Source organism: Arthrobacter ginkgonis (assembly GCF_039540195.1).
Taxonomy (GTDB): Bacteria; Actinomycetota; Actinomycetes; order Actinomycetales; family Micrococcaceae; genus Zafaria; species Zafaria ginkgonis.
Genome location: NZ_BAABEO010000012.1, coordinates 141,174 through 167,948, shown reverse-complemented (window position 1 = coordinate 167,948; position 26,775 = coordinate 141,174). Strand labels below are relative to the sequence as shown.

Annotated in this window: 28 protein-coding genes; 5 read left to right on the top strand and 23 right to left on the bottom strand. The window is 70.3% G+C overall.

Annotated features, from left to right (window positions below; all coding sequences use genetic code 11):
• Nucleotides 1-75: 75 nt before the first annotated feature.
• Nucleotides 76-1,389 carry a nicotinate phosphoribosyltransferase gene (locus ABD912_RS10475; RefSeq protein ID WP_345150607.1) on the top strand — a complete coding sequence of 438 codons (1,314 nt, stop codon included), beginning with the start codon at nucleotides 76-78 and terminating at the stop codon, nucleotides 1,387-1,389.
• Nucleotides 1,390-1,418: 29 nt separating this feature from the next.
• Here the strand turns inward: ABD912_RS10475 and ABD912_RS10470 are convergent, their stop codons facing one another.
• The 6 genes from ABD912_RS10470 to ABD912_RS10445 all read right to left on the bottom strand — a co-directional run bounded on the left by ABD912_RS10470 (nucleotide 1,419) and on the right by ABD912_RS10445 (nucleotide 9,057).
• Nucleotides 1,419-3,167, bottom strand: coding sequence for a DEAD/DEAH box helicase (locus ABD912_RS10470; RefSeq protein WP_425548048.1), 1,749 nt, complete (start codon nucleotides 3,165-3,167; stop codon nucleotides 1,419-1,421).
• A gap of 140 nt (nucleotides 3,168-3,307) precedes the next feature.
• The gene (locus ABD912_RS10465; protein ID WP_345150602.1) at nucleotides 3,308-3,619 is read right to left on the bottom strand and encodes a DUF3039 domain-containing protein; all 312 of its coding nucleotides are present in this window, start codon (nucleotides 3,617-3,619) and stop codon (nucleotides 3,308-3,310) included.
• A 72-nt stretch (nucleotides 3,620-3,691) separates the two neighbouring features.
• Nucleotides 3,692-5,263: a transporter gene (locus ABD912_RS10460; protein ID WP_345150601.1), complete on the bottom strand. Its 1,572-nt coding sequence runs from the start codon at nucleotides 5,261-5,263 to the stop codon at nucleotides 3,692-3,694.
• The gene (locus ABD912_RS10455; RefSeq protein WP_345150599.1) at nucleotides 5,245-6,051 is read right to left on the bottom strand and encodes an ABC transporter ATP-binding protein; all 807 of its coding nucleotides are present in this window, start codon (nucleotides 6,049-6,051) and stop codon (nucleotides 5,245-5,247) included. The genes ABD912_RS10460 and ABD912_RS10455 overlap by 19 nt, the downstream gene beginning before the upstream one ends.
• 106 nt (nucleotides 6,052-6,157) lie before the next feature.
• A complete protein-coding gene (locus ABD912_RS10450) occupies nucleotides 6,158-7,105 on the bottom strand; it encodes a co-chaperone YbbN (RefSeq protein WP_345150598.1) in 948 nt (315 codons plus the stop codon).
• Nucleotides 7,106-7,176: 71 nt separating this feature from the next.
• Complete coding sequence (locus ABD912_RS10445; RefSeq protein ID WP_345150597.1) at nucleotides 7,177-9,057, bottom strand: hypothetical protein; 1,881 nt, start codon at nucleotides 9,055-9,057, stop codon at nucleotides 7,177-7,179.
• Between the two features lie 279 nt (nucleotides 9,058-9,336).
• Between ABD912_RS10445 and ABD912_RS10440 the strand changes: the two genes are divergently transcribed.
• Complete coding sequence (locus tag ABD912_RS10440; RefSeq protein ID WP_345150596.1) at nucleotides 9,337-10,551, top strand: AI-2E family transporter; 1,215 nt, start codon at nucleotides 9,337-9,339, stop codon at nucleotides 10,549-10,551.
• Nucleotides 10,552-10,575: 24 nt separating this feature from the next.
• Here ABD912_RS10440 and ABD912_RS10435 read toward each other — a convergent pair whose 3' ends face one another.
• Together ABD912_RS10435 and ABD912_RS10430 are read right to left on the bottom strand one after the other, a co-directional pair.
• On the bottom strand, nucleotides 10,576-11,355 hold the full coding sequence (locus tag ABD912_RS10435; RefSeq protein ID WP_345150594.1) for an alpha/beta hydrolase: 780 nt from the start codon (nucleotides 11,353-11,355) through the stop codon (nucleotides 10,576-10,578).
• Nucleotides 11,356-11,403: 48 nt separating this feature from the next.
• Nucleotides 11,404-11,754: a hypothetical protein gene (locus tag ABD912_RS10430; protein WP_345150593.1), complete on the bottom strand. Its 351-nt coding sequence runs from the start codon at nucleotides 11,752-11,754 to the stop codon at nucleotides 11,404-11,406.
• A 50-nt stretch (nucleotides 11,755-11,804) separates the two neighbouring features.
• Between ABD912_RS10430 and nucS the strand changes: the two genes are divergently transcribed.
• The 3 genes from nucS to ABD912_RS10415 all read left to right on the top strand — a co-directional run bounded on the left by nucS (nucleotide 11,805) and on the right by ABD912_RS10415 (nucleotide 14,325).
• Nucleotides 11,805-12,500 carry an endonuclease NucS gene (gene nucS / locus ABD912_RS10425; protein ID WP_345150592.1) on the top strand — a complete coding sequence of 232 codons (696 nt, stop codon included), beginning with the start codon at nucleotides 11,805-11,807 and terminating at the stop codon, nucleotides 12,498-12,500.
• Between the two features lie 105 nt (nucleotides 12,501-12,605).
• Nucleotides 12,606-13,832 (top strand): N-acetylglucosamine-6-phosphate deacetylase, encoded by a 1,227-nt coding sequence (locus ABD912_RS10420; protein WP_345150591.1) that lies wholly within the window; start codon nucleotides 12,606-12,608, stop codon nucleotides 13,830-13,832.
• 289 nt (nucleotides 13,833-14,121) lie between these two features.
• The gene (locus ABD912_RS10415; RefSeq protein WP_345150589.1) at nucleotides 14,122-14,325 is read left to right on the top strand and encodes a cold-shock protein; all 204 of its coding nucleotides are present in this window, start codon (nucleotides 14,122-14,124) and stop codon (nucleotides 14,323-14,325) included.
• A gap of 113 nt (nucleotides 14,326-14,438) precedes the next feature.
• On the opposite strand, the gene ABD912_RS10410 is transcribed toward ABD912_RS10415, so the two are convergent.
• From ABD912_RS10410 to prfA, 15 genes are all read right to left on the bottom strand, one after another.
• On the bottom strand, nucleotides 14,439-14,870 hold the full coding sequence (locus ABD912_RS10410; RefSeq protein ID WP_345150587.1) for a DUF2550 domain-containing protein: 432 nt from the start codon (nucleotides 14,868-14,870) through the stop codon (nucleotides 14,439-14,441).
• A 7-nt stretch (nucleotides 14,871-14,877) separates the two neighbouring features.
• Entirely contained in the window at nucleotides 14,878-15,162 is a 285-nt protein-coding gene (locus tag ABD912_RS10405) for a F0F1 ATP synthase subunit epsilon (protein WP_149957769.1), read from the bottom strand.
• 2 nt (nucleotides 15,163-15,164) lie between these two features.
• Nucleotides 15,165-16,625, bottom strand: coding sequence for a F0F1 ATP synthase subunit beta (gene atpD / locus ABD912_RS10400; protein ID WP_345150584.1), 1,461 nt, complete (start codon nucleotides 16,623-16,625; stop codon nucleotides 15,165-15,167).
• Between the two features lie 51 nt (nucleotides 16,626-16,676).
• A complete protein-coding gene (locus ABD912_RS10395) occupies nucleotides 16,677-17,570 on the bottom strand; it encodes a F0F1 ATP synthase subunit gamma (protein WP_345150583.1) in 894 nt (297 codons plus the stop codon).
• 66 nt (nucleotides 17,571-17,636) lie between these two features.
• A complete protein-coding gene (gene atpA / locus ABD912_RS10390; RefSeq protein WP_345150581.1) occupies nucleotides 17,637-19,274 on the bottom strand; it encodes a F0F1 ATP synthase subunit alpha in 1,638 nt (545 codons plus the stop codon).
• A 103-nt stretch (nucleotides 19,275-19,377) separates the two neighbouring features.
• The gene (locus ABD912_RS10385; RefSeq protein WP_345150579.1) at nucleotides 19,378-20,193 is read right to left on the bottom strand and encodes a F0F1 ATP synthase subunit delta; all 816 of its coding nucleotides are present in this window, start codon (nucleotides 20,191-20,193) and stop codon (nucleotides 19,378-19,380) included.
• Entirely contained in the window at nucleotides 20,193-20,741 is a 549-nt protein-coding gene (locus ABD912_RS10380; protein ID WP_345150577.1) for a F0F1 ATP synthase subunit B, read from the bottom strand. Before ABD912_RS10380 ends, ABD912_RS10385 begins: the two co-directional genes overlap by 1 nt.
• Before the next feature lie 50 nt (nucleotides 20,742-20,791).
• Entirely contained in the window at nucleotides 20,792-21,007 is a 216-nt protein-coding gene (locus ABD912_RS10375; protein WP_345150576.1) for an ATP synthase F0 subunit C, read from the bottom strand.
• 81 nt (nucleotides 21,008-21,088) lie between these two features.
• On the bottom strand, nucleotides 21,089-21,892 hold the full coding sequence (atpB, locus tag ABD912_RS10370) for a F0F1 ATP synthase subunit A (protein WP_345150575.1): 804 nt from the start codon (nucleotides 21,890-21,892) through the stop codon (nucleotides 21,089-21,091).
• Nucleotides 21,893-21,980: 88 nt separating this feature from the next.
• Entirely contained in the window at nucleotides 21,981-22,223 is a 243-nt protein-coding gene (locus ABD912_RS10365; RefSeq protein WP_345150574.1) for a hypothetical protein, read from the bottom strand.
• Nucleotides 22,213-22,722, bottom strand: a complete 510-nt coding sequence (locus tag ABD912_RS10360) for a hypothetical protein (RefSeq protein ID WP_345150573.1) — start codon at nucleotides 22,720-22,722, stop codon at nucleotides 22,213-22,215. Before ABD912_RS10360 ends, ABD912_RS10365 begins: the two co-directional genes overlap by 11 nt.
• 140 nt (nucleotides 22,723-22,862) lie before the next feature.
• On the bottom strand, nucleotides 22,863-23,972 hold the full coding sequence (locus ABD912_RS10355; RefSeq protein WP_345150572.1) for an MraY family glycosyltransferase: 1,110 nt from the start codon (nucleotides 23,970-23,972) through the stop codon (nucleotides 22,863-22,865).
• On the bottom strand, nucleotides 23,969-24,655 hold the full coding sequence (locus tag ABD912_RS10350) for an L-threonylcarbamoyladenylate synthase (RefSeq protein WP_345150571.1): 687 nt from the start codon (nucleotides 24,653-24,655) through the stop codon (nucleotides 23,969-23,971). The genes ABD912_RS10355 and ABD912_RS10350 overlap by 4 nt, the downstream gene beginning before the upstream one ends.
• Entirely contained in the window at nucleotides 24,652-25,563 is a 912-nt protein-coding gene (gene prmC, locus ABD912_RS10345; protein WP_345150570.1) for a peptide chain release factor N(5)-glutamine methyltransferase, read from the bottom strand. Before prmC ends, ABD912_RS10350 begins: the two co-directional genes overlap by 4 nt.
• A gap of 7 nt (nucleotides 25,564-25,570) precedes the next feature.
• Nucleotides 25,571-26,653 carry a peptide chain release factor 1 gene (gene prfA / locus ABD912_RS10340; protein WP_345150569.1) on the bottom strand — a complete coding sequence of 361 codons (1,083 nt, stop codon included), beginning with the start codon at nucleotides 26,651-26,653 and terminating at the stop codon, nucleotides 25,571-25,573.
• Between the last annotated feature and the right edge of the window lie 122 nt (nucleotides 26,654-26,775).

Here is a 26,775-nt window from a genome sequence, read left to right as displayed (position 1 = left end):
GTTGCGGGGCCGCCCTGCCGTTCGCGCGCGGGGCCGTCCCTTCGCACGCACCCCGACCCGAGGAGTCCCCCCGCCATGTGGCAGCAGCCCACCTCGCTCTTCACCGACCACTACGAGCTGACGATGCTCCAGGCCTCGCTCCGGGCGGGGACGGCGCAGCGCCAGTCGGTGTTCGAGGTCTTTGCCCGCCGCCTGCCGGAGGGCCGGCGCTACGGCGTGGTGGCCGGCACCGGGCGCATCCTCGAGGGGCTGGAGCACTTCCGCTTCGGCCAGGAGCAGCTGGAGTTCCTGGAGCGGGCCAACGTGGTGGACCGGCAGACCCTGGACTACCTGGCGGATTTCCGGTTCACCGGGGACATCCACGGGTACGCGGAGGGAGAGATCTACTTCCCGGGCTCCCCCGTGCTGATCGTCGAGTCGACGTTCGCCGAGGCCTGCGTGCTGGAGACGTTCATCCTGTCGGTGCTCAACCACGACTCCGCGATCGCCTCGGCCGCGTCGCGGATGTGCGCCGCCGCCGGTTCCCGCCCCTGCGTGGAGATGGGCTCGCGGCGCACCCACGAGGAGTCCGCGGTGGCCGCGGCCCGGGCGGCGGTCATCGCCGGGTTCGGCAGCACCTCGAATCTGGAGGCCGGGCTCCGCTACGGGGTGAAGACCATCGGCACCGCAGCGCACGCCTTCACGCTGCTGCACGATTCCGAGCGCGCGGCCTTCGAGGCGCAGGTCGCCTCCTTCGGCGCGGACACCACGCTGCTGGTGGACACCTACGACGTCGAGCAGGGCGTGCGCACCGCCGTCGAGGTGGCCGGCCCGGAGTTGGGTGCCGTGCGCCTGGACTCCGGGGACCTGGTGGAGCAGGCGCGCTGGGTGCGCGACCTGCTCGATGACCTCGGCAACGAGGACACCCGCATCATGGTGACCTCCGACCTGGACGAGCACGCGATCGCCGCCCTGCAGTCCGCGCCGGTGGATGCCTACGGCGTCGGCACCGCGCTGGTGACCGGGTCCGGGGCCCCCACCGCGTCCATGGTGTACAAGCTGGTCAGCCGCCAGAACGACGACGGCGCCTGGGGCGACGTGGCGAAGGCCGCCAAGGGCAAGGGCAGCGTCGGGGGGCGCAAATTCGCGCTGCGCCGGCTCAACGAGCGCGGCCGGGCCACCGCCGAGCTGGTCGGCATCGGCGAGGTCCCGCTGGCCGACGCCAACGACCGGCTGCTGCTGCGCCAGTTCGTCCGCGGCGGCGAGGTGCTGCCGGGCTGGACCGGAGCCGAGGGGGTCGTGCGGGCCACGCAGCGCCACCACGACAGCATCCAGGAAATGCCCGGCATCGCCCGTCGCCTGCACCGCGGCGAGCCGGTCATCCCCACCGAATACGTCGACGAGGCCTGACCCGCCGGGCGCTACTTGCGCCCGATGAACTACTTGCGCCCGACGAACCAGTCCTGCAGCTTGGACAGGCGCCGGTTCAGCTGGTCCGCGTTGGCCTGGGCGACCGCCGGGCCGCCGCAGACCTCGCGCAGCTTGTTGTGGATCATCCCGTGCGGGGTTCCGGTGCGGGCGCTCCAGGCGGAGACGTTCTTGGACAGCTGGTTGCGCAGGTCCAGCAGCTGGCGGTGGTCGACGACGTCGGCCGCCGATTCCTCCGCGTGCGCCGCCGGCCGGTTGCGGCGGCGGGTGACCTGGTCCAGCTGGCGCTGGCGCAGCAGCACGCCCACCTGGTCCGCGTCCAGCAGGCCGGGGATGCCGAGGAAGTCCTGCTCCTCCTCGGAGCCGACGGCGCCTCCGGTGCCGAACTCGCCGCCGTCGAACAGCACCCTGTCGAAGGAGGCCTGCGAGTGCAGGGCCTCGAACTTCTGCTTGGTGAGCGAATCGGAGGCCTTGTCCTCGCGGTTCGCCTCGTCCATCAGGGCCTCTTCGGGAACGAAGTCGGGGTCCTCGGCGTGCTGCTCCGGGCGGTCCAGGGCATGGTCGCGCTCGAGTTCCATCTGGTTGGCCAGTTCCATCAGCGTCGGCACCGAGGGCAGGAACACGGAGGCGACCTCGCCGCGCTTGCGCGAGCGCACGAAGCGCCCGATCGCCTGGGCGAAGAACAGCGGGGTGGAGGTGCTGGTGGCGTAGACGCCCACGCACAGGCGGGGCACGTCGACGCCTTCAGACACCATGCGCACCGCCACCATCCAGCGCGAATCCCCCGCGGAGAACTCGTCGATCTTCGCCGAGGCCTTGGCGTCGTCGGAGAGGATCACGGTGATCTTCTCCCCCGTGATGCGCTTGAGCTGGTCGGCGTAGGCGCGGGCGTCGTCGTGGTCGGTGGCGATGACCAGCGCACCGGCGTCAGGCACGGTGCGGCGGACCTCGGTCAGGCGCCGGTCGGCGGCGGCCAGGACGGAGGGGATCCATTCGCCCTGCGGGTCCAGCGCGGTGCGCCAGGCGTGGGCGGTGATGTCCTTGGTGAAGCCCGCGCCGAGCTGGGCCTCCATCTCCTCGCCGGCGGACGTGCGCCAGCGCATGGAACCGGAGTAGGCCATGAACAGCACCGGACGGACCACGTGGTCCTTGAGCGCGTTGCCGTAGCCGTAGGTGTAGTCCGCCTTGGAGCGGCGGATGCCGTCCTTGTCCTCGGCGTACTCGACGAACGGGATCGGCGCGGTGTCGGAGCGGAACGGGGTGCCGGTCAGCGCCAGCCGGCGGGTGGCCGGCTCGAACGCCTCGCGGATGCCGTCGCCCCAGCTGAGCGCGTCGCCGCCGTGGTGGATCTCGTCGAGGATGACCAGCGTCCGGGCGGCCTCGGTCTTCGCCCGGTGCAGCAACGGCTTGGAGGCCACCTGGGCGTACGTGACCGCGACGCCGATGTACCCGGCGCCATGGCGGCCGTCGGAGTTCTTGAAGTTCGGGTCGATGGAGATCCCGATGCGGGCGGCGGCGTCCGCCCACTGGCTCTTGAGGTGATCGGTGGGCGCGACGACGGTGATGCGGTTCACGGTGCCGGCGTCGACCAGCATCTTCGCCACGCGCAGCGCAAACGTCGTCTTGCCGGCACCGGGGGTCGCCACCGCCAGGAAGTCCTGCGGGGCCTGGCTGAAGTACAGCTCCAGTGCCTCCGCCTGCCACTGGCGCAGCTTGGGGGCGGTGCCCCACGCTGCGCGCTCGGGATATGCCGGTGGCATGCTCCCGCCCAAAGTGAACAGGGCATCGCCCACGGCCGACCTCCTAGAAACGCTCGGTGGCGTGTGTGGTTGCCGGCGACCGCCGGCGGTGTTCAATCCTACGCGGGGACGGGCCGGACCCGTCCCATCGACACGGCCGGCTACTTGCCGCCGTCGTCCTTGCCCCCGCCGCCCCCGGTGCGCAGGCCCTCGTAGATGGCCTTGCAGTCGGGGCAGACCGGGAACTTGTTCGGGTCGCGCCCGGGAACCCAGACCTTGCCGCAGAGCGCGATCACGGGTTCGCCGGTCAGCGCCGACTCCATGATCTTCTCCTTGCGCACGTAGTGCGCGAAGCGTTCCGCATCCCCGGGTTCGATCAGTTGGCGCTCTTCCTGGCGCTCGATCGTGGCGGTGCCGCCACCGGTGGAGTTCGGGTCGCGCGGGTCGTTGAAGGGATCCGGGGGAAGGCTCATGCGTCCCAGTCTACCGGCCGAGGGCCCCGCCGCGAGCGAAGCGAGGGGCGGGAGGGCGGTGGACGCTACCGGTTACTTGTTCAGGACTGTGGCCTGCATCAGCTCCGGGACCCGGGCATCGTACCAGCGCCCGCCCAGCCGCAGCCCGGCCACCAGCAGCACGGCACCCAGCGCCGGACCCACGACCAGTCCCGCCCAGCCGAAGGCGGCGTTCCCGGTCATCAGCTGCGCGACCAGCAGCGCGAGCGGCGGCAGCAGCAGCAGGCCCATCACCGTCATGGTCGCCAACTGCACGATCACCATCCGCATCCCGGCGCCGGGCGGGTTCTTGAACGGGCTGTCCCCCGGCTGCGGGACGGCGTAGGTGTAGCGGGCCGAGGCCACGGAGGAGACCCCGAAGCCGCTGGCCAGGGCGCCGAGCGAGAGCCCCAGCACGCCCGGCAGCAGGCGGGCCTCGCCCAGCAGCACCAGCGGCAGCACCACAGCTGCCAGGACGACCGGCAGCGCAAACACGGCGCAGGCCACCATCCGGCCGAGCCGGTCGTGCACCCCGCGGACGCCGCTGGTGGCGTGCAGCGCGAAAGCCGTGCTGTCGTAGGAGATGTCGGCGGAGATGCTGAAGGCCAGCAGGATCGCCACGATCGGTCCGAGCCAGAGCATGATCGCCGGGCTTCCGGCCTGCGAGGAACCGATCCACATCATCACCGGCAGCAGCGGGACGATCAGGATCGACACGGCGTAGCGTGGATCCCGGCGCCAGTAGAGCAGGCAGCGGGCCGCCACGGCGCCCCATGGCGTGGCGGGGAAGCGGGCGAACGTGCCCAGGCCCTCCGTGGCCTTGCCGCCGCGGGGGCCCTGCGGCGGGGTCTCCAGCGCCTGCTCCAGGGCGCGCTTCCAGAGCACGACGACGGCGGCCAGGTACGCCAGCGACAGCGCAAAGCGTGCGGCGGCCGTGCCCCAAGCCCCGGCCGCCACGTCCGCGGGCACGGCTGCGAAGGAGCCCAGCGGCGTCCAGCCCAGCCCGGCCGCCACGCGCGGCAGCCACGCCATGGCATCGTCGAACCCTTCCGAGATGAGGCTGAAGACGGGACCGAGCATGATCAGCGGCACGATCAGCAGCACGCCCGCCACGTCGCGGAAGCGGCGGCTGGAGGTCAGGGCCGCGGCCGCCGTCGTGGTCAGCCGGGCCAGCGCCAGGCACAGGACCGCGGCCAGCACGCCGCAGGGCACGGCCAGGACCGCCGCGGCCGGGACCTGGCGCCACGCCAGCGCCTGGCCCACGAAGAGGAGCAGCGTCACCAGACCCGGGATGCCGATGAAGCCGCTGAGCAGCAGCCCTGCTACCAGTTCCCAAGGCCTGACCGTGAACGTGGTGAAGCGGGCGGGGTCCAGGGTCAGGTCCACGCCGGTGGCCAGGACGGGGATCAGCGCCCAGCCCAGCACGGCGGCGGAGACGGCCAGCACCAGGATGGTGGCGGCGAACCCGGGCTCGGTGCCGCCGAGGTAGAAGAGCCCGACGCAGAGCATCGCGACCACGAACAATCCGTAGAGGCCGCCGGCGACCACGCCGACCAGCTGCCAGGGGCTGCGCCGGAAACCGTTGCGCAGCAGGGTGGCCTTGAGCTTCAGGAGGTGTGCAACCACGACAGCCCCTCGGTGTTGGAGCGGCCGCCGACGAGTTCGACGAAACGGTCCTCGAGGCTCCCGCCGTCGCGGACGTCGTCCACGGTGCCCGCCGCCAGCAGGTTTCCCCCGGCGATCACGGCCACGTGGGAGCACATGCGCTGGACCAGGTCCATCACGTGGCTGGAGACCACCACGGTTCCGCCGTGGGCCACGTAGTCGGCGAGGATCTCGCGGATGTTCGCGGCGGAGACGGGGTCCACGGCCTCGAACGGCTCGTCCAGCACCAGCACGCGCGGGGCATGGATCAGGGCGGTGGCGAGGGCGATCTTCTTGGTCATGCCGGCCGAATAGTCGACGACCAGCTTGCCGGCCGACTCCTCGAGCCCGAGCACGCGCAGCAGGTCCTCGGCGCGGGCGGCCACCGTGTCCCGGTCCATGCCGCGCAGCAGGCCCGCGTAGGTGACCAGCTGGCGTCCGGTGAGCCGGTCGAACAGGCGCACGCCGTCGGCCAGGACACCCATCAGCGCCTTGGCGTGGAGCGGGTCGGCCCACACGTCGGTGCCGTGCACCCAGACCTGGCCGGCGTCGGGGCGCAACAGGCCCGTGGCCATGGACAGGGCCGTCGTCTTGCCGGCACCGTTGGGGCCGACCAGACCGTAGAAGGACCCCGCGGGCACGTCCAGGGAAATGCCGTTGACGGCAACCTTGTCCGCGAAGCGCTTGCCGAGGCCGCGGATCGCGATCGCGGGCGCGGCAGGGGGCGTGGTGGGCGGCGTGGCCGGCGGTGTGCTCGATGGCGTGGTCATGGCACCGACGCTAGCAGCGGGCAGGACGTCCCCGCGTCATCCGAAGTGAGGAATCCGCGCCCGCGACTCCCTCCCGGGGAGTACCCGGGAGGCCGGAAGCGGACCGCTAGAACAAGACGCGGGCCAGGGCCTGGCGGGACTTGACGACGCGGGGATCCTGGACGCCGACCACGGCGTAGAGCTCCACCAGGCGCTCGCGGGCCGCCTCGCGCTCCTCGCCGGCATGGCGGCCGATGAAGGCGACCAGGCGGGCGAAGGCGTCCTCCACGTGCCCGCCCGCGACGTCGAGGTCGGCGACCGCGAGCTGTTCGGCGAGCCCGTCCGGCTGGTCGGCGGCGGCCTGGCGCACGGCCTGCAGGTCCAGGTCGGCGGTGCGCTGCAGCAGGCCGACCTGGCTCAGGCCGGTCTGCGCGTCGGCGTCGTTGGGCTTCTCCGCGAGCGCCTGGCGGTAGGCGGCCGCGGCGGCCTCGAAGTCGCCGGCGTCGATGGCCTCGATCGCCTTCTGGTGCAGCGGCGGCAGGGCCGGCTCCTCCGCGCCCTCGCCGAAGGGCGGAACGGTGCCGGCCACGCCGTGCTGCACGCCCAGCTGGAGCAGTTCCTCCAGCAGCGCGCGGATCTCCTCCGGCGCGGCCACTCCCTGGAACATCGGCACGGGCTGGCCGTTGAGCAGGGCGACGACGGCGGGGACCTGCTGGATGCGGAAGGCCTGGGCAATCGCCGGCTCGCGGTCGGTGTCCACGGTCGCCAGGACCAGGCGTCCGGCCTGGGCGTCGACGGCGGCGGCCAGCACGGCGTCGATCTCGGCGGATGCCGGAAGCCGGGCGCTGCCCAGGGAAACGACGACCGGGACGCGAGAGGACAGTTGCATCAGGTCGGCGAAGTCCTGCTGGCCCACGGCGCGGGACCAGGAACCGGCCGGGGGCTGGGCGCCGCCCGGGGCGGCAGCCGGAGCGGGCGCGGCCGCAGGGCCCGGAGCGGGTGCGGCATGGCCGAAGGCGGACAGGTCGACTGCGCCCCGGGAGGCGGGCGCTGCGGGTTCGGGCGTGGTGGTCATGGTCCTACTCTATGCCGCCGCGTCGCCGGGCCCCGTCGTCGGCGCGCCCCCGCCGCGCCCGGCCGGCGCGGCTACTTCACCTTGGCGGAGAGGAAGACGTCGTCCGCGGCAAGCATGGAAATCTTGTCCTGGCTGCCGCTGGCGGGAACGTAGAGGACCATCGGCTCCCCGTAGACCACGTCCACTCCCTTGTCGGTGGAACCCTCCCCGGCGGAAGCGTGGCTCAGCACGTCGAGCTGGATGGTTCCGCCCTCCTCCTTCGGGGTGCTGGTGACCGTGCTGGTCACGTAGGCGGTGACCAGGGCGCCGCCGTCGGGGGTGGACAGGGCAACGGTCTGCTTCTCGTCCACGCTGCGCGAGAACTTGATGTTCGCGTTCTTGTTGGCTTCCTTCAGGTCGTCCTGCGCCTTGTGCATGGAGGAGATGAAGACGTTGTCCTGGACCTTGTCCTTGGCGTCCGAATTGGCGTCGCTCAGGTAGTCCGCCACGGCCTGCACGGCGTCCTTGGGGGTATGGGAGAGTTCGGCGTCCAACGGGAGGGTGCGCACCGAGGTGTCGCCGACGGCGATGCCGGGGAAGGAGGAGCCGGGCAGGGCCGACGGGCCGGAGACCAGCTTGTAGTTGTCGCGGGCCGAGTCCTGCCGCAGGACCAGGACCTGCGGCACCTTGGCGTCCTTGACCCACGTCACGGCCATGGCGGTGCGGGGCCACTCGGTGGTGGTGGTGACGGCGGCCGAACGGACCGGGGAAGCGGCCAACGGCACCGGCGCCTCAATGTCGGCGCCCTTGGCCTGCAGCGCGTAGTTCGCCTTGCGCAGTTCCAGGGCGTTGCCGCCCACGCGGTCCTCGAGCTTGCCGGCGTCCTTGGACTTGTCCCCCTCTTCCACGGCGCCCACCACCGATTCAAGGATGCGTTCCAGCTGGGGCTGCAGCAGCACCGGGTAGGAGTCCTCGGGAGCCGCGGACTCGCTGGCCGGTCCGGAGGACGGCGACGGCGTGGGGGTTGCCTGCAGCTGCGCCTGTGCCGGCACCGCCGGCAGCACGGCCAGGGCGGCGGCCGCGGCGACGGCGGCGATCCGGGTGGCGGCGCGGCGGACGACGGGCGGTTCGCCGCGGCCCTCAGGCTCCTCGCCGGAGGGCTTCCCGCCGACCGTGCCGATGGGACCGGTGGGAGCCTCGCCGGAGGGCTTCCCGCCGACCGTGTCGATGAGGCCGGTGGGAGCGTCGCTCGCGGGCTTGCCGCCCACCGTGCCGATGGGGCCGGTGGGAGCGCCGCCGAACGCGGCCTCCTCGAAGCCGCGGCCGCCGGCCGGGGTGCCTCCCACGGAGCGGCGGCCGCCCGGCCGGGATCCCCCGCCGCCGCGGCGCATGCCGAACGCGAGGGCGATGCCGAAGATGAGCAGCAGGGCGCCGACGATCATCAGCGGAACGGCGAAGGGGGTGCTGGCGTCGTTGGGCCAGGAGACGGTGACCGCGGTGGGCGCGGGCTGGGTGCCGTCAGCGGCGATCAGCAGGGACCAGTCGCCCTCGGCCGGCTCGGTCCACTGGTGCACCAGGTGCCCTTCGGCGCTTTGCGTGGCCACCCACAGGTCGGAATCCTGGGGGTTCGGAACCGTGGCGTCGCCTGCGGTGTGTGCCGCGACCAGGGTTCCCTGTTCGGCGTCCACTCCGGAAATGGTGTTGTGGGCGGCGTTGCCGACCCAGGCGTCGACGTCGGCCGACCTGCCCAGGGACAGCGTGAACTCGCCGTCCGCGTCGATGGCAATGTCGGCCGGTGAACCGGGCACGGAAGCCACGCCGGGTCCGACCACCGTCACGGGGGCGCCCTCGAGGGGGACGGCCAGCGTTGCCGTGGCGATCTCCGGTGGCGCCCAGAAGGTCTTCTGCCCGATGCCGACCACAAGGGCCACTGCACCAAGCAGGATGGACAACACGGATATCAGCAATCGCACAATACACCTCACGGCTGGGTCGGATTCGGGGTCTGTTCCAGTCCCGGGGCGGCCGGACTCCACTCATGGCGGCGGACGGCCCACAACTCAAGGGTAACGAATCGGACAAGGCCTCGGTTCCCGAGCGTGTCCGGGACCACGGCCGCCCCCGCGGGCGGGGGTAGGCTCGGAAGGGTGACGAACGACGACCAGGGACAGCCGCCACCAGCCGATTCCGCCGGGAACGGGGCCGGTACGGAGCCCGGGCCTGCCGCCGGCGGGAACGGGCCGGAAGCCCCTTTGTCCGAGCTGCCGCCGGTCCAGCCGGCCGAGCCCGCAGTGCCTGCCGCCGCGGAACCGCTTCCCGGCCGGTTCCGCCGGCTGGTGGCGGCCCTGGCGCCGCTCGGACGCCGGTCGCGGTATGCCGTCCCGCCCGAACCCGAGGACGGTGGCCCGGAGGAAGCGGCAAGCTTCACCTCGTGGTCCAGCCACCCCATCGCCACCGGGTTCCTGGGGGCCGTGGGGGTGGGCCTGGCGCTGTTGGGGTACTTCATCCTGACGAACGTCGGCCAGTTGATGATTTGGATCGCCGTCGCGCTGTTCATCGCGCTGGGGCTGGACCCGCTGGTCCGCTGGGCCGAGGGCCGGAACGTGCCCCGCCCCCTGGGGGTGCTGGCGGCGATGGCGCTGCTGGCCGGTGGCGCCGCGGCGTTCTTCGGTGTCCTGATTCCCACCCTCGTGTCCCAGACGGGGCAGTTCGTGGAGAAGGCCCCCGACTTCGTCGAGGACTTCATGGCCTCCGAGTTCTTCCGGACCATCGACGCACAGTTCCAGATCCGGGACCGCGTCACGGAAGAGGTCAACAAGTTCTTCGCGGACAGCGGCGCGGTGGGCGGGCTGTTCGGCGGGGTGATCGGCGCCGGGACGGTGATCGCCCAAACCCTGTTCGGGACGCTGACCGTGCTGGTGCTGGCCGTGTACTTCCTGGCCTCGCTGCCGGGGATGAAGGCCTGGGCCTACCGGCTGGCCCCGCGCTCGAGCCGCGCCCGCGTCCAGGCGCTCTCGGAACAGATCACCAACAGCGTGGGCAACTACGTGATGGGCCAGGCCGCGGTGGCCTTCCTGAACGGCACCTACTCGTTCATCATCATGAGCATCCTGGGGGTGCCGTTCAGCATCCTGCTGGCCCTGGTGGTCGCGATCCTCGCGTTCGTGCCGCTGGTGGGCGCCCTGATCGCCGGCATCCTGGTCTCCCTGATCGCGCTGACCGTGGGCTGGCAGACCGGCGTCACCTACGCGGTGCTGTACTTCGGGTACCTGCAGTTCGAGGCCTACTTCATCTCCCCGCGCATCATGCAGCGCGCCGTCGCCGTGCCCGGCGCGGTGGCGGTGATCGCGGTGATCGGCGGCGGCGCGCTGATGGGCATCGCGGGGGCGCTCATGGCGATCCCGCTGGCCGCCGCGGCGATGCTGCTGCTCAAGGAGGTCTTCATCTCCCGGCAGGACCGCCGATAGCGGTTCCGCGCCCAGGTTTGCTGCTTAGGGATCCCCGGTCCCCGCGATGCCCAGCACCGCCTCGACGATCCCGTCCAGCGCCGCGGCGGCGTACCTCTCCCCCACCCACAGGTGCTTGGCGCCCTGCACGGGAACCAGGCGGGCCTGCGGGACCCGGGCGAAGCGCTGCGCGGCCTCGGCCGGGCGCAGGAAGTCGTCGTGCTCCGGGACCAGCACCGTCAGCGGCTTGCCGGAAGTCCCCCAGGCGTCCAGGTCGGCGTCGCCGGCACGGTGCAGCGGCGGGGACAGCAGCACGGCCCCCGCGGTGCGCGAGGCCAGCGGTTCCACCGCCCCGTACTTCAGCGCCAGGTCGGTGCCGAAGGACCAGCCCACCAGCCACGGCGCCGGAAGGCCCTGCGCCAGCGCGAAATCCACCGCGGCCTCGACATCGAAGCGCTCCCCGATGCCCTTCTGGAACGTCCCCTCGCTGCGCCCGCGCGGGGATTCGGTGCCGCGGGTGTTGAAGCGCAGCACCGCCAGTCCTGCCAGCGCCGGCAGCCGGAAGGACGCCTTCCTGAACACGTGGGAGTCCATGGACCCTCCGCCGGAGGGCAGCGGGTGGCACGTCACCAGCGTGGCCGCGGGCTCGCGGTCGGCCGGAAGCGCCAGTTCCCCGACCAGCCGCAGCCCGTCGGCGGTGCGCAGCACGATGTCGCGGCGCACCGCAGGAAGGACGGTGGCGCCGCGGACGGTGCCGGCGCCGAGAGGCGCGGCGCCGAGAGGGACGGCGTTGAGGGGGGCAGCGCTGGAGGCGGTCTGGGTCACCGGGCGATTCTACCGGCGGGATTCCACCGGCTTGGGGTTCCAGCGGTGCTAGAGGTAGCGGTGGCTGCGCGTGCGCCAGCAGTGGGCGTGCCAGTGGCGGCGCTCAGCGGCCGCGCGGTCCTCCCCGAACCACGCGTCGGCGCGCCAGGCGACGACGTGCTCCACCCCCGGCGCGATCTGGTGCCGGCAGCCCGGGCAGGTGTACGTCTTGGCCGCGTTGGTCGGTGAGATCCGGCGCACGTGCCAGGCCCCGTCGGGGGCCTCCTGCAGTTCGTCGATCCCGAACCTGGCCCGCTCGAGGCCGCTTCCGGCGTCGTCCGCTCCGCTGGCGGCCCGCTTTCCGCGGGCGGCGGAACGCCCTCCGGCGGCCTGGCGGCGGGGGCGGTTGGAACGGGGCATGCCCTCCATTGTGCCGCACCCGCCCGCCGATGCCGGTACAGTGGACTCCCGTGCGTTTAGTGATTGCCCGGTGCTCCGTCGACTACGAAGGCCGCCTGCGTGCCCACCTGCCGCTGGCGACCCGCCTGCTGATGGTCAAGGCCGACGGGTCCGTCCTTGTCCATTCCGACGGCGGCTCCTACAAGCCGCTCAACTGGATGAGCCCGCCCGCGTCGATGCGCGCGCTCGCTCCCGACGAGGACGAACGCGAGGCCGGCGTCGAGGACGTGTGGCACGTCCAGCACGCCAAGTCCGACGACCGGCTGGTCATCCGCATCCACGAGACCCTGCACGACACCCGCCACGAGCTGGGCATCGACCCTGGCCTGATCAAGGACGGCGTCGAGGCGGACCTGCAGCGCCTGCTCGCCGAGCAGATCACCCTGCTCGGGGCGGGGTTCACGCTGGTGCGCCGCGAATACATGACCCCGATCGGCCCGGTGGACATCCTGGCCCGCGACGCGTCCGGCGGGACCGTGGCGGTGGAGCTGAAGCGGCGCGGCGACATCGACGGCGTCGAGCAGCTCACCCGCTACCTGGAGCTGATGAACCGCGATCCGCTGCTGGCCCCGGTCCGCGGCGTCTTCGCCGCCCAGCAGATCAAGCCGCAAGCGCGCACCCTGGCCACCGACCGCGGCATTCAGTGCCTGCTGCTGGACTACGACGCGATGCGCGGCGTCGACGACAGCGACGCCCGCCTGTTCTAGCACGCGGGGCAGGCCCTCCCGTGTCGACTTCGTCGCCACGGGAGGGAACCCGGCTGCCCCGCGCTTACCGCCCGTTTCGGGTGGCGCGATGCCTATGATGGGGGCATGACTACCAGCGAAGCTTCCGGCCGCCTGGTCATCCGCGGCCACCTGATCAGCGACGACCGCAGCATCGAGGATGGCGCGGTGGCCTTCGACGGGGACCGGATAGCATTTGCCGGACCCGCCGCGGAGTTCGCCGAACAGCCCGACGCCGGCAGCTACGCGGGCGTGGACGTGCCGGCCGGTTCGCTGCTGCTGCCCGGCCTGGTGGACCTCCACTGCCACGGCGCCGCCGGCGGGGACTTCCCGTCCGCGGACCCGGAGGCCGTGCGCCGCGCGGTGGACTTCCTGCACCGGGCCGGCACCACCACGCTGCTGGCGAGCCTGGTCTCCGCCGCCCCCGATGCCATGCTGGAGGCGGCCGACACGCTGGCCGCGCTCGCCGAGGACGGCCTGATCGAGGGTATCCACGCCGAGGGGCCGTTCCTGGCCGCCGCCCGCTGCGGAGCGCAGGACCCCTCCTTCCTCACCGATCCCGACCCCGACTTCGTGGACGAGCTGGTCGCCGTCGCCCGCGGCCAGCTGCGCACCATGACCTACGCGCCCGAGCTGCCCGACGCCGACGGGCTGGTGGAGCAACTGGCCCAGCACGGCGTCATTCCCTCCATCGGCCACACCGACGCCGACGCCGAGACCACCGCGGCCTCGCTGCGGCTGGCCCGCGAGGAGCTCGCGTCCGCCGGCTTCGACGGCTTCACCGAGCGGCCCACCGTGACCCACCTGTACAACGCGATGACGCCGCCGCACCACCGCCGCCCCGGCTCCGTCACCGCCAGCCTGGAGGCGGCGGCCACCGGCGGGGCCGTCGTCGAACTCATCGCCGACGGCCACCACCTGGACCCGGCCACCGTCCGTGCGGTCTTCGCGCTGGTGGGGGCCGGGGCGATTGCCCTGGTCACCGATTCGATGGCCGCCACGGGCCTGCCCGACGGCGACTACCGGCTGGGACCGGCGGACGTGGTGGTCCGCGACGGGCAGGCCCGGCTGGGCGCGGATGGCCGCCTTGCCGGGGGAACCGCCACTCTGCTGGAGGTCCTGCGCTCCACGGTGGACGCCGGCGTGCCGCTGGCCGAGGCCCTGGTCTCCGCCACGTCTGTCCCGGCCACCGTGCTGGGACTGGCGGACGAGGTGGGCGCGCTGCACGTGGGCTTCCGGGCCGACCTGCTGGTGCTCTCCCCCGACCTGCGCCTGCGCGCGGTCTACCGCCGCGGCGTGGAGCTGGGCGCGTAACACCACAAGCCATCCAACGGCGGGCCACCGCAAAGAAACATTGCCCGCGTTTCCATGACGCCGGATGAATTCCGCGTTACATTCCGCCATTTCGGAAAAAGGTCGTTGACCTGCACACACCCCTGTGTGATGCTGTTCTCAGTCTTTGTGTTGGTGATTGTAATACCCGCAAAGCAGGTTGCGGGTGTGAAGTCGCCGCTCCACAAATGGGGGCAGTTCTTCTCACTTGGGCACCGCCCGTCCGGCGCACGGTGCGCCGGACGTATCGTCCAGACCGGAGGAGAAACATATGGCTCAGGGCACCGTGAAGTGGTTCAACGCCGAAAAGGGATTCGGCTTCATCACCCCCGACGGAGCCGAAGGCGACGTCTTCGTCCACTACTCGGAGATCCAGTCCAACGGCTTCCGCACGCTCGAGGAAAACCAGCGGGTGGAGTTCGAGATCGGCCAGGGCGCCAAGGGGCCGCAGGCCACTGGCGTCACCGCGCTCTAGTTCGTCAGATCCGGCCGCAGCCGCGGCACGGAAAAGGGGCCGCATCCCGTACGGGATGCGGCCCCTTGCGCATCTGGGGCGCGGTGACGGAACCGCTGCGGGTCCGTGCGGGCTCAGCGCCAGATGCCGATGCCGGCCACGGGGCCGGCCTCCAGCCAGGAGCTCAGTCCGGTGTAGGCGCCGTAGTCCATGGCCAGCAGGACGGTCTCGTCCCGGTAGCCGAGCATGACCACCACGCTGCCCGGAGGCACGCGCCGGATCTCGTCCTCCTCCGGCGCCCGCCAGCCGCGCATCTCCAGCGAACTGCGCAGGAAGCGCCGTGCCGGGACCGGGGACACCGAGAACAGCCGCAGGAACTCCAGCTCGTGGTCCGCATAACGACAAACCCCCATCGTCCACCGCTTGCCCGCGGTGGAGATGGAGGCGTCGAAGGTGCCCAGGGCATGCCGCAATGAAATGCGGCGCACCCCCATGGCAGCCAGTATCGCCAGGACCAGCAGCAGCGCCGCGGCCAGGACGATTAGGGGGATGCCGACCTCGTTCAAGGCGGGACTAGCGGTTCCCTGCCGTGACGGTGTCGTCCAGCTTGGCGTTGTCGGCGACGATCACGACCCGGTCCTTGTCGACGGAGAAGAAACCGCCGTCCGCCTGGAGCGTGAAGCGAGAGCCCTCGACCGGTTCGATCGACAGCTCACCGGCGGCAAGGACGGCCAGCACCGGGCTGTGGCCCGGCAGGACGCCGATCTCGCCGTCGCTGGTGCGTGCGTTGACCTTGCTCGCCGCGCCGGACCACACGAAGTGGTCCGCCGCAACGATCTCGACTTCGAGCTCAGCCATGGCTACTTGGTCGATTCCTGGATCTTGGCCCACTGGCGCTCGACGTCGTCGAGGCCGCCGACGTTGAAGAACGCCTGCTCCGCGATGTGGTCGAGGTCGCCGTCGCAGATCGCCTTGAAGCCCTCGATGGTGTCCTTGATGGACACGGTCGAGCCCTCGACACCGGTGAACTGCTTGGCGGTGTAGGTGTTCTGGGACAGGAACTGCTGGATGCGGCGGGCGCGGGCCACGACGATCTTGTCCTCTTCGGACAGTTCGTCGACACCGAGGATGGCGATGATGTCCTGCAGTTCCTTGTTCTTCTGGAGGATCTGCTTGACGCGCACGGCGGTGTCGTAGTGGTCCTGGCCGACGTACTGCGGGTCGAGGATGCGCGAGGTGGAGGTCAGCGGATCCACGGCCGGATACAGGCCACGGGAAGCGATTTCACGGGAAAGTTCCGTGGTCGCGTCCAGGTGGGCGAAGGTCGTCGCCGGAGCCGGGTCGGTGTAGTCGTCGGCGGGGACGTAGATCGCCTGCATGGAGGTGATCGAGTGACCCTTCGTCGAGGTGATGCGCTCCTGCAGGAGGCCCATCTCGTCGGCCAGGTTCGGCTGGTAGCCCACGGCGGAGGGCATGCGGCCCAGCAGCGTGGAGACCTCGGAACCGGCCTGGGTGAAGCGGAAGATGTTGTCGATGAAGAGCAGCACGTCCTGGTTCTGCACATCGCGGAAGTACTCCGCCATGGTCAGCGCGGACAGGGCCACGCGCAGACGCGTTCCCGGCGGCTCGTCCATCTGGCCGAACACGAGCGCGGTGTCCTTCAGGACGCCGGCCTCTTCCATTTCGACCCAGAGGTCGTTGCCCTCGCGGGTACGCTCGCCGACGCCGGCGAACACCGAGGTGCCGCCGAAGTTGCGCGCGACGCGGGTGATCATTTCCTGGATCAGCACGGTCTTGCCGACGCCGGCGCCGCCAAAGAGGCCGATCTTGCCGCCCTTGATGTACGGGGTCAGCAGGTCGATCACCTTGATGCCGGTCTCCAGCATCTCGGTGGAGCCTTCCAGCGTCGCGAAGTGCGGGGCCTTGCGGTGGATCGGCCAGCGCTCGGTCACCTGGAGCTCGGACTCCTCGACGTCCAGCGGCTTGCCGAGGACGTTGAAGATGTGGCCCTTGACGCCGTCGCCGACCGGGACGGAGATCGAGGCGCCGGTGTCGCGCACCTGGGTGCCGCGCACGAGGCCGTCGGTCGCCTGGAGGGAGATGGCGCGCACGAGGTTGTTGCCCAGGTGCAGGGCGGTCTCGAACGTGATGGTCTTGGTCTCACCGTTGAGCGTGACCTCGGTGGTGAGGGCGTTGTAAATCGCGGGAATGGCGTCCGCCGGGAATTCGACGTCGACGACCGGGCCGATGACGCGCGCGATGCGGCCGATGGCACCGGCCGCCGCGGCAGCGGTTCCCTGCTCATTCAGTTGGGCAGTCATGTCTCTCACTTCGCTTGTGTTTATAGCGTGGGTTGCGTTGTGCTCGGTTGGCTAGGACGCGCTGAGGGCGTCGGCGCCGCCGACGATCTCGGTGAGTTCCTGGGTGATCTCCGCCTGGCGCGCGTTGTTGCGAAGTCGCGTGTACTTCTTGATCAACTCGCTGGCATTGTCTCCCGCGGACTTCATCGCGCGCTGGCGTGCGGCCAGTTCGGACGCGGCAGCCTGCAGGAGCGCCGCGAAGATGCGGGACTCGATGTAGCGCGGCAGCAGCGCGTTCAGCACCTGTTCGGGCTCCGGCTCGTATTCGTAGAGCGGCAGCAGTTCGGCTTGGTCGGTGACCTCTTCCTCAACCACCTCGAGCGGCAGCAGGCGGATCACGGTGGGTTCCTGCACGACCATCGACTTGAACTGGGTGTAGACGACGTGGATCTCGTCGACTCCCCCGTCCTCGTAGGCGGTGCTGAAGTCCTCGAGCAGGGCCTCCCCGATTTCCTTCGCGACGGAGAACTCGGGGTTGTCGGTGCCCCCGGTCCAAACCTTCGCGTACTCGCGCGAGCGGAAGTCGAAGTACGCCTGGGCCTTGCGGCCGCTCAGGTAGACCTTGACTTCCTTGCCTTCTTCGTGAAGGAGTTCGACGAGCTGCTCCGCCTGCTTAAGCACGCTGGCGGAGTAGGAACCGGCAAGGCCGCGGTCCGAGGTCATCACCAGGACGGCCGAGCGGCGGATCTGCTCCGGCTCGGTCGTCAGCGGGTGGTCGATCTCGGACTGGGACGACACGGCAGAAACGGCACGGGTGATCGCATTGGCATACGGCGCGGACGCCGCGACGCGGCTACGCGCCTTGCCGATGCGGGAAGTGGCGATCAGTTCCATCGCCTTGAAGATCTTGCGCATCGACGTCGTCGAGGAGATCTTCTGGCGGTAGACCCGGATCTGGGCTCCCATGTTTTTCCTTTCCTTATCCGCTGGACGCGGTGCCGGCCAGGGCCGGCACCGCGTTGCGGATGGGGGTCAGCGCTTCTGCTTGACGATCTTTTCCTGGTCGACGTTCTCTTCGCCCAGTGCCGAGAACTCCTCGTGGCCCGCGGCGACGAGCTGGCTGTCGCCCACGCCGAAGAAGCCCTGCTTGAAGTCGGCGATGCCGCTCTTGAGCGCGTCCACCGTGGAGTCTTCGAGCACGTTGGTCTGGGCCAGCGTGGTCAGGACCTGGGTGCGGTGGCGCAGGTAGTCCAGGAATTCCGCCTCGAAGCGGCGGACGTCCTCGACCGGGACGTCGTCCAGGTAGCCGTTGGTGCCGGCCCAGACGGAGACAACCTGCTCCTCGACCGGGAACGGTGCGTACTGGCCCTGCTTGAGCAGTTCCATCAGGCGCGCGCCGCGGGTCAGCTGCTGCTTGGAGGCGGCGTCCAGGTCCGAGGCGAACATGGCGAAGGCCTGCATGTCGCGGTACTGGGCCAGCTCGAGCTTCAGCGTGCCGGAGACCTTCTTCATGGCCTTGACCTGCGCGGCACCACCAACGCGGGACACCGAGATGCCCACGTCGACGGCCGGACGCTGGTTGGCGTTGAACAGGTCCGACTGCAGGAAGATCTGTCCGTCGGTGATGGAGATGACGTTGGTCGGGATGTAGGCCGAGACGTCGTTGGCCTTGGTCTCGATGATCGGCAGGCCGGTCATCGAGCCGGCGCCGAGCTCGTCGGAGAGCTTGGCACAACGCTCCAGGAGGCGGGAGTGCAGGTAGAACACGTCGCCCGGGTAGGCTTCGCGTCCCGGCGGACGGCGAAGCAGCAGGGACACCGCACGGTAGGCCTCGGCCTGCTTGGACAGGTCATCGAACACGATGAGGACGTGCTTGCCGCCGTACATCCAGTGCTGGCCGATCGCCGAGCCGGCGTACGGGGCCAGGTACTTGAAGCCCGCGGAGTCGGACGCCGGGGAGGCCACGATGGTGGTGTACTCCAGCGCGCCGTTGTCCTCGAGGGTCTGGCGCACGGCCGCGATGGTGGAGGCCTTCTGGCCGATCGCGACGTAGATGCAGCGGACCTGCTTGGTGACATCGCCCGTGGCCCAGTTGGCCTTCTGGTTGATGATCGTGTCCACCGCGATGGCGGTCTTGCCGGTCTGGCGGTCGCCAATGATCAGCTGGCGCTGGCCACGGCCGATCGGGATCATCGCGTCGATGGCCTTGAGGCCGGTCTGCAGCGGCTCGTGGACCGACTTGCGCTGGGTGACGCCCGGAGCCTGGAGCTCCAGGGCGCGGCGGCCTTCGGCCTCGATGGCGCCGAGGTCGTCGATGGGCTGGCCCAGCGGGTCGACCACGCGGCCGAGGAAGGCGTCGCCGACCGGCACGGAGAGGATCTCCCCGGTGCGGTAGACTTCCTGGCCTTCTTCGATGCCGGTGAAGTCGCCAAGCACGACGACGCCGATCTCGCGGGTGTCGAGGTTCTGGGCCAGGCCCAGGGTGCCGTCTTCGAAGCGAATCAGCTCGTTGGCCATGACGGAGGGAAGACCCTCCACCTTGGCGATGCCGTCGCCAGCCGTTGTGACGTGGCCGACCTCGACGCGCTCCGCGGTGCCCGGTTCATAGGACGCCGCGAATTCGTTCAAGGCATTGCGGACGTCATCGGCGTTGATGGTCAATTCGGCCATCTGCAGTCCCTGCTCTCCTAAATTGTGATCATCGCCTTGTTTCGCAGCGACGACCGGGGTGTGATGTCTGTTCTCGGGCGCCAGGCCAGGACCCCGAAGGGTCCTAGCCTGCCAGCCTCCGGCGGAGTTCCGCGAGGCGGGTGGCGGCGGTTGCGTCAACAACCTCGTCCCCCACGGCCACGCGGACGCCACCAACTAGTGTCGGGTCGACGGTGACATTGATCTTCAGCTTGCGCCCGTAGAGGTTGTCCAGGCCGGCCTGCAGGCGGTGGAGCTGCTCCGCCGTCAGCGGACGGGTGACGCTGACCTGTGCAATCCACCGCTGCTGCCGCTTGGCAACAAGCTCCAGGAAGCGCTGCACCAGTGCCACCGGCTTGAGGCCGCGCGGGGCGGCAACAGCCTGGGCCACCAGCAGGCGGGCGACTTCGCCGATCCCGGGGACGACGTTCAGTGCCAGGGCGCTGCGCGCCTCGGCGGTCGCCCGCGAATCGTCGAGTGCGCGCTGCAGCTCGTGGTTGGACCCGACCACTTGATTGAACCGGAAAAGGTCCGCTTCAAGGGCCTCGAGGCCTGCGGGGCCGAGCCCCTGGTTCTCGGCGACGGCAATCGCCACCGAGGCGGCCAGGGTCTCCAGTGCGTCCACAATGTCACGTGCCGAGCCCCAGCGGGCGGAAGCAAGGCCGGCGGCGATGGCCACGGCGTTGGCCGAGACCTTTCCCGCCAGGAGCTGCGAAACCAGCGCAGCCTTGTCCTTGCCCTCGCGAGCCGGATCAGTCAGGGCGCGGAGCAGTCCGGGGTTGCCGTCCAGAATGCCAAGGATGCCAAAGAGGTCCTCCGCCAGGGACAGGGTCGCCGTCGGCAGCTTGGCCTCCAGCGCGGCCTGCGCCGCGGACAATGACTCGCTCGATACACCTGCCATTAGTTCGATGCACCTGCGCTCTGCTGGGACTCGAGGTCGGACAGGAAGCGGTCCACCACACGTGCGGAGCGGGCGTCGTCGGCGAGGGACTCGCCAACGATCTTGCCGGCCAGCGCGGTGGCCAGGGTACCGACCTCGTTGCGCAGGGACGCAACGGCCGCCTGGCGCTCCGCCTCGATCTGGACGTGGGCCTGCTCGGTGATGCGCGCGGACTCGGCCGCCGCCTTCACCTTGAGGTCGGCCAGGATCTGTGCACCTTCGGCGCGCGCTTCCTCACGGATGCGGTTTGCCTCGGTGCGGGCGTCGGTCAGCTGCTGCTTGTACGACTCCAGTGCGGCATTGGCCTCGGCCTGTGCGGCCTCGGCCTTGGCGATGCCGCCTTCGATGGCTGCCGAACGCTCTTCATAGGTCTTCTCGAATGCCGGAACGACAAACTTGTTGACGATGAACAGCAGGATGGCGAAGCCGACGACCGTCACCACGATTTCCCACACGTTGGGAATCAGCGGGTTGGCTGCTTCAGCTGCGAGGATAACTGCGTTGTTCATATTTCACCCGTCTTTCTATAACCAGAGCCTGCGTTATGGAAGGGGTGCCCTTAGGCGCCGATAACGAAGGCGAACACCAGGCCGAGGATGGCGAGGGCCTCGGTCAGGGCCAGGCCCAGGAAGGCGATCGGCTGCAGGACGCGCTGGGCCTCCGGCTGGCGGGCAACACCGTTGATGTAGGCGGCGAAGACGAGACCCACACCGATACCACCACCGATGGCGGACAGACCGTAGCCGATGAGGTTGAGAGAGCCGTGAACTTCCATTGTTTTCCTTTCAAGATGCCGTGCGCCTTACTGGCCCGCGACAGGTTGCTGGTTTTGCATCGATCCCCGCGAGGGGATGGTCTAGTGGTCCTCGGCCAGGGAGCCTTGGATGTAGATCGCGGTCAGCAGGACGAACACGTAGGCCTGCAGGACCTGGATCATGACTTCGAACAGGTACATCCCGACGCCGCCCGCGAAGGTCAGCACGCCCAGCGCCTTCAGCGGCCCGTCAGCGTCAAGGAAGAGGTAGGCGGTGCCGGCGGCGGAAAGGGCGATGATCAGGTGGCCCGACAGCATGGTCGCGAAGAGACGGAGGCTGTGCGTGATCGGGCGGACCAGGAAGGTGGAGATGATCTCGATCAGGATGATCAGCGGCAGGATCGCCTTCGGCACGCCGGAGGGCACGGTGGCGACCTTGAAGTAGCGCAGGCCGTGCTTCTTGAGGCCGAGGCCGATCCAGAAGACGTACACGATGCCGGCCAAGGCGTAGGCGGTGCCGACGTGCGAGGTGGTCGGCAGCTGGATCAGCGGGATCGAGCCGAAGAAGTTGTTCACCAGGATGAAGAAGAAGAGGGAGACCAGCAGCGGCACGAAGGGCTTGAAGTCCCGTTCGCCGATGACGTCCTTGCCGACGGAGTTGCGGACGAAGCCGTAGCCCCACTCGCCCAAGAACTGGAACTTGCCCGGAACCATCTTCCCGCGGCGCGCGGCCGCAACGAAGAACCAGGAGATCAGCACGACGGACAGCAGGACCAGCAGCATCTGCTTGTTGAAGCCCGCGCCCTCCCCCATCCAGGGAATGATGTTGGGCAGGTGCAGATCTTCTAGACCGGGGGCCTCAAAGCTGCCATTTTCAGTTTCCGCCGGAAGCGCAAGCGCGATCAACGCGTTTCCTCTCTGCAGGTGTCCGTCATTGGGCATGGTGGGTGGTCCGCCGCGGCGCGGCTGTCCCCCAAATGAAGTTTTTGGGCTGTCACGATTTTTCCTCCGCGCCGCGCCCGGGGGCGCGGTCGTCTCGGTGGAGGCGGGCCAGGTAATACCCTCCGCCCGCGCCCAAAACGGCGCCGACGATCCAGATCCAGCGGGTATGCAACAGGAAGTCCAACCCCCACCCTATCAAACCCCAGGCGAGGATCCCGCCAAGGACATAGGTGGTAACGGCCCGCCGCCAGGTCATTCCGGCGGCGCGCGGGCCCTCGGTGTTTTCAGTGCCCACGGGGGCCTCCCCCCTGCGTCCCAGGCCCGTCAATGGGGCCGCTGCCGTCGGTGGGGTCGCCGTAGAGGCGCAGGCGCAGCTTCGAGAAGGCGCGCAGCTCGGCGGCCTGCCACACCACCACGGACGCGACGGCGGCCACGAAGAACCACCGCGTGTCCAGCCACTCGGGACGCCCGAACCCGAAGGCGAGGACACCGAAGCCAAGTACCTTGACGACGTACCCGGCCAGGAAGGCGCCGAGCGCGGCCGAGGGGTTGCGCCGGCCGACGAGGTGGCCGATCAGCAGGCTGATGCCGAAGAACACCGCAACGAGCAGACCGCCCAGGGCGGCGCTGGCCGCGGCCGCCGGCGTTCCGGCCACGAAGCCGGCGACGACGGCGAGCACCGCCACGAGGGCCGCGGTGGCCAGCAGGCACGTGCGCAGGATCGCCAACCACGGCCCCGGGGTGGCCCCGGAGACGGAGGGCACGGATGGCCTCCCGCTGCCGTTGGTGGTCATGGTGGTCCCGTCGCTTACGGTGCGTGAATCTAGTGATTGGCGCCGGAGTGGGCACCAGCGAAAATTCTACACGAGATAGAACTTCCATTCGGTTCCGTGACGCCCGGGTCGACTGTGCCGCCGGTCACACGCTGCGTTCGCTAGCTTCCGTCCCTGCCGCCGCGCGCGTGGCGCAGCAGCGGGCGCATGGTCAGCCACGCGGCTCCGACCAGCAGCACGGCCAGCACGGGGATCAGCACGCGCGCGTCGAAGAAGTTGAAGGACACCGTGCCGAAGGCGACCAGCGCCGACCACAGGTACAGCATCAGCACCGCCTGGCGGTGGGTGTAGCCGCCGTCGACCAGCTTGTGGTGCAGGTGCCCGCGGTCCGCGGAGAACGGCGAACGTCCCCGGGCGGTGCGCCGGATCACGGCCAGGAACAGGTCGGCCACCGGCAGCAGGATCACCGCGATGGGCAGGATGATCGGCATGTAGGCGGGCACGTTGCGGAAGCGGAAGCCCTCCAGCGCGTCGAGGTCGGTGGTCACCGCGATCGTCGCCACGGCCATCATCAGGCCGATGATCATGGCACCGGACTCCCCCATGAAGATCTTCGCGGGGTTGAAGTTGTGCGGCAGGAAGCCCAGGCACGCGCCCAGCAGCAGGGCCATCAGCAGGGCCGAGTAGTTGGAATGGTCGTACTCGTTGATGGTGCGCGCCAGGACGTAGCAGTAGATGAAGAACGCGGCGGCACCGATGGCGGCCATCCCCGCCGCCAGCCCGTCCAGGCCGTCGACGAAGTTGATGGCGTTCATGGTAAGGACCACCAGGAAGGTGGTGAGCGCGATCTGGAGCGGCTCGTTGGAGATGTGGATCCAGCCCACGGGCATGGCCTCCAGCCGGACGCCGGAGAACGCGACGACCAGTCCCACCAGCGTCTGGCCGGCGAACTTGACGTACCAGCGCAGGTCCCAGATGTCGTCGGCCACGCCGATCAGCAGGATCAGGCAGGCGGCGGTGACGACGCCCAGCACCTGGGACGTATGGCTGAAGACGCCGCTCAGGAACGGGATCTGGGAGGCCACCAGCAGGCCCACCAGGATGCCGGCGATCATCGCGACCCCGCCGAGCTTGGGGATGGGGCTCTGGTGGACGTCGCGGTCGCGCAGCGGGGCCGATCCCATGACCCTCAGGCCCAGCCGGCGCATCACCGGCGTGAGCATGTAGGACGTCGCGAACGCGACGCCCATGAGCAGGATGTAGACCCTCATGGCTGCGTGGCCGGCTCCTCGCGGAGGCCGAGCACGGAGGGAACCACGCGGCGCAGCTCGTCCAGCGGCAGGGCTCCTTGGCGGACGACGGCGGGCACCTCGCCGGTGCAGTCGACGATCGTGGAAGCCAGGGGCTCCCCCGCCACCGGACGCTGGCCGTCCTCGAGGTAGACCTCGACGGAGCCGCCGAGCTGATCCTCGGCCTCGGCGGCGGTGGCCGCGGCGGAGTGTCCGGTGCGGTTGGCCGAGGACACGGCCAGCGGGCCGGTGGCCTCGAGCAGTTCGCGGGCCAGCGCGTCGTCCGGGATGCGCAGCGCGACGGTTCCGCGGGTCTCCCCCAGGTCCCAGGTCAGCGACGGCTGGGAGCGCAGGATCAGGGTCAGCGGGCCGGGCCAGAACGCCTCGGCCAGCGCGCGGGCGTCGTCGTTCACGTCGATGGCCAGCCCGTCCAGGGTGGCCGCGCGCGGGATCAGGACCGGTGGCGGCATGGTGCGGCCGCGGCCCTTGGCCGCCAGCAGCGTGGCGACGGCCTGCGGGGAGAACGCGTCGGCGGCAATGCCGTAGACGGTGTCAGTCGGCAGCACCACGCACTGCTTGGCCGCGATGGCTGCGCGGGCGGCCTCGAGGCCGGCGGTCTTTTCCGTTGCGTTCTGGCAGTCAAAGCGTGATGTCACGGGGGTCATTCTTCCATGCGAGTCTGTGGATGGCGGCGGATGCCGGAGGTGCAGCGGTCGCGGCCGGTGAGGTCCCGGTGGGTCTGAACCTCGTCCCAGGCGCCGCTGGCGCGCAGCAGCGCGGCGACCGCCGGGGCCTGCACCTCGGCGTGCTCCATGACGAAGAACCCGCCGGGCTTGAGCAGCCGGGCCGCGGTCGCCGCCGCCGCCGCGGGCAGGCGCATCCCGTCCTCGCCGCCGCCGTAGAGGGCCATTCGGGGATCGTGGTCCCGCGCCTCGGGCTCGTTGGGGACCGCCGCGGCGGGGATGTACGGCGGGTTGCTGACCACGATGTCGAACGTCCCGTCGCGTTCGGGCAGGGCGGTGGCGAGGTCCCCGAGGACCAGTTCCACCCCGTGCGGGGCCAGGTTGCGTTCGGCCCAGGCGTGGGCAAGGTCACTGAGCTCCACCGCGACCACGCGGGCCCCGGGCACCTCGGAGGCGATGGCGGCCGCGATGGCGCCGGATCCGGTGCCGAGGTCGGCGACCACCGGCGCGGGCAGCAGCGCGGCACGGTCGATCGCCAGCTGGGCCACCGCCTCGGTCTCCGGGCGCGGAACGAAGACGCCCGGGCCCACGGCCAGTTCGAGGTGGCGGAAGTGCGCGACGCCGGTGAGGTGCTGCAGCGGGATGCGCAGGCAGCGCTCCCCCACCAGGTCGTCGAAGCCTTCCGGAACGCCCGCCCCGGCCAGCGCCAGCGCGGCCACGCGGCCGCGCCCGACGCCAAGCAGGTGGGCGGCCAGCAGCTCGGCGTCCACGCGCGGGGTCGGCACCCCGGCCTCGGCCAGCCGGGCCGCGGCCTCGCGCAGCGCCTGGCCCAGGTCCCGGCCTTCACCTTGCGGGCCGGTTCCGTGCGGGCCGGTTCCGGCCGGGGGCACCGCGGGCCTACTTCTTCTCGTCGGCGAGGGCGTCGAGGCGGGACTGCTCGTCCACCTCGATGCAGGACTGGATGACCGGCTCGAGGTCGCCGTTCATGACCGCGTCCAGGTTGTACGCCTTGTAGCCGGTGCGGTGGTCGGCGATGCGGTTTTCCGGGAAGTTGTAGGTGCGGATGCGCTCGGAGCGGTCCATGGTGCGCACCTGGGACGCGCGCACCGCGGAGTTTTCGGCGTCGATGATCTCCTGCTGGTGGGCCAGCAGGCGCGAGCGCAGCACGCGCATCGCGGCCTCGCGGTTCTGCAGCTGCGACTTCTCGTTCTGCATCGCCACCACGATGCCGGTGGGCAGGTGGGTGATGCGCACCGCGGAGTCGGTGGTGTTGACGGACTGCCCGCCCGGGCCGGAGGAGCGGTAGACGTCGATCTTGAGGTCGTTCTGGTGGATCTCGATCTCTTCGGGCTCGTCGACCTCAGGCAGCACCAGCACGCCGGCGGCCGAGGTGTGGATGCGGCCCTGGGACTCGGTGACGGGAACGCGCTGGACGCGGTGCACCCCGCCCTCGTACTTCAGGTGCGCGTAGACGCCCTCGGCCGGGTCGTTGGAGCCGCCCTTGATGGCCACCTGGGCGTCCTTGTAGCCGCCCAGGTCGGACTCGTTGTAGGAGATCATCTCCGTCTTCCAGCCCTTGGACTCGGCGTAGCGCGTGTACATGCGCAGCAGGTCGGCGGCGAACAGGGCCGCCTCGTCGCCGCCTTCGCCGCCCTTGACCTCGAGGATCACGTTGCGGGCGTCGTTGGGGTCGCGCGGGATCAGCAGCCGGCGCAGCTTCTCCTCGGCGGCCGGCAGCGACTCCTCGAGCTCGGCGACCTCGTCCGCGAAGTCGGGGTCCTCGGCGGCCATCTCGCGGGCGGCGTCGAGGTCCTCGGTGATCTGCTTCCAGCGCCGGTGGGCCTCGACGATGCCGTTCAGCTGGGCGCCGCGGCGGCCGAGCTTGCGGGCCAGCGCCTGGTCCTGGTAGACGGCGGGGTCGCTGAGCTGGCGCTGCAGATCGGCGTGTTCGTCGAGCAGGCCTTGGACGGATTCGAACATTTTGGTCATTCTCTTTCTCAGGCGGGTGGGGGGAAATGCACGACGGCGGCATGAGGCTCGCGCGGGCGCCGTCGTCCCTCCCGCGTTAACGGCCGAAGCCCAGGCCCGCCGTGCGGTGCACG

What these genes read in the sequence shown, in the direction of transcription:
- ABD912_RS10350 (WP_345150571.1), bottom strand. Translation starts at nt 24,655, where the DNA reads ATGACCCCCGTGACATCACGCTTTGACTGCCAGAACGCAACGGAAAAG.
- ABD912_RS10415 (WP_345150589.1), top strand. Translation starts at nt 14,122, where the DNA reads ATGGCTCAGGGCACCGTGAAGTGGTTCAACGCCGAAAAGGGATTCGGC.
- ABD912_RS10420 (WP_345150591.1), top strand. Translation starts at nt 12,606, where the DNA reads ATGACTACCAGCGAAGCTTCCGGCCGCCTGGTCATCCGCGGCCACCTG.
- ABD912_RS10360 (WP_345150573.1), bottom strand. Translation starts at nt 22,722, where the DNA reads ATGACCACCAACGGCAGCGGGAGGCCATCCGTGCCCTCCGTCTCCGGG.
- prfA (WP_345150569.1), bottom strand. Translation starts at nt 26,653, where the DNA reads ATGTTCGAATCCGTCCAAGGCCTGCTCGACGAACACGCCGATCTGCAG.
- ABD912_RS10475 (WP_345150607.1), top strand. Translation starts at nt 76, where the DNA reads ATGTGGCAGCAGCCCACCTCGCTCTTCACCGACCACTACGAGCTGACG.
- ABD912_RS10470 (WP_425548048.1), bottom strand. Translation starts at nt 3,167, where the DNA reads ATGCCACCGGCATATCCCGAGCGCGCAGCGTGGGGCACCGCCCCCAAG.
- atpA (WP_345150581.1), bottom strand. Translation starts at nt 19,274, where the DNA reads ATGGCCGAATTGACCATCAACGCCGATGACGTCCGCAATGCCTTGAAC.
- atpD (WP_345150584.1), bottom strand. Translation starts at nt 16,625, where the DNA reads ATGACTGCCCAACTGAATGAGCAGGGAACCGCTGCCGCGGCGGCCGGT.
- ABD912_RS10405 (WP_149957769.1), bottom strand. Translation starts at nt 15,162, where the DNA reads ATGGCTGAGCTCGAAGTCGAGATCGTTGCGGCGGACCACTTCGTGTGG.
- ABD912_RS10455 (WP_345150599.1), bottom strand. Translation starts at nt 6,051, where the DNA reads ATGACCACGCCATCGAGCACACCGCCGGCCACGCCGCCCACCACGCCC.
- ABD912_RS10380 (WP_345150577.1), bottom strand. Translation starts at nt 20,741, where the DNA reads ATGAACAACGCAGTTATCCTCGCAGCTGAAGCAGCCAACCCGCTGATT.
- ABD912_RS10450 (WP_345150598.1), bottom strand. Translation starts at nt 7,105, where the DNA reads ATGACCACCACGCCCGAACCCGCAGCGCCCGCCTCCCGGGGCGCAGTC.
- ABD912_RS10355 (WP_345150572.1), bottom strand. Translation starts at nt 23,972, where the DNA reads ATGAGGGTCTACATCCTGCTCATGGGCGTCGCGTTCGCGACGTCCTAC.
- ABD912_RS10465 (WP_345150602.1), bottom strand. Translation starts at nt 3,619, where the DNA reads ATGAGCCTTCCCCCGGATCCCTTCAACGACCCGCGCGACCCGAACTCC.
- ABD912_RS10385 (WP_345150579.1), bottom strand. Translation starts at nt 20,193, where the DNA reads ATGGCAGGTGTATCGAGCGAGTCATTGTCCGCGGCGCAGGCCGCGCTG.
- ABD912_RS10375 (WP_345150576.1), bottom strand. Translation starts at nt 21,007, where the DNA reads ATGGAAGTTCACGGCTCTCTCAACCTCATCGGCTACGGTCTGTCCGCC.
- ABD912_RS10395 (WP_345150583.1), bottom strand. Translation starts at nt 17,570, where the DNA reads ATGGGAGCCCAGATCCGGGTCTACCGCCAGAAGATCTCCTCGACGACG.
- ABD912_RS10430 (WP_345150593.1), bottom strand. Translation starts at nt 11,754, where the DNA reads ATGCCCCGTTCCAACCGCCCCCGCCGCCAGGCCGCCGGAGGGCGTTCC.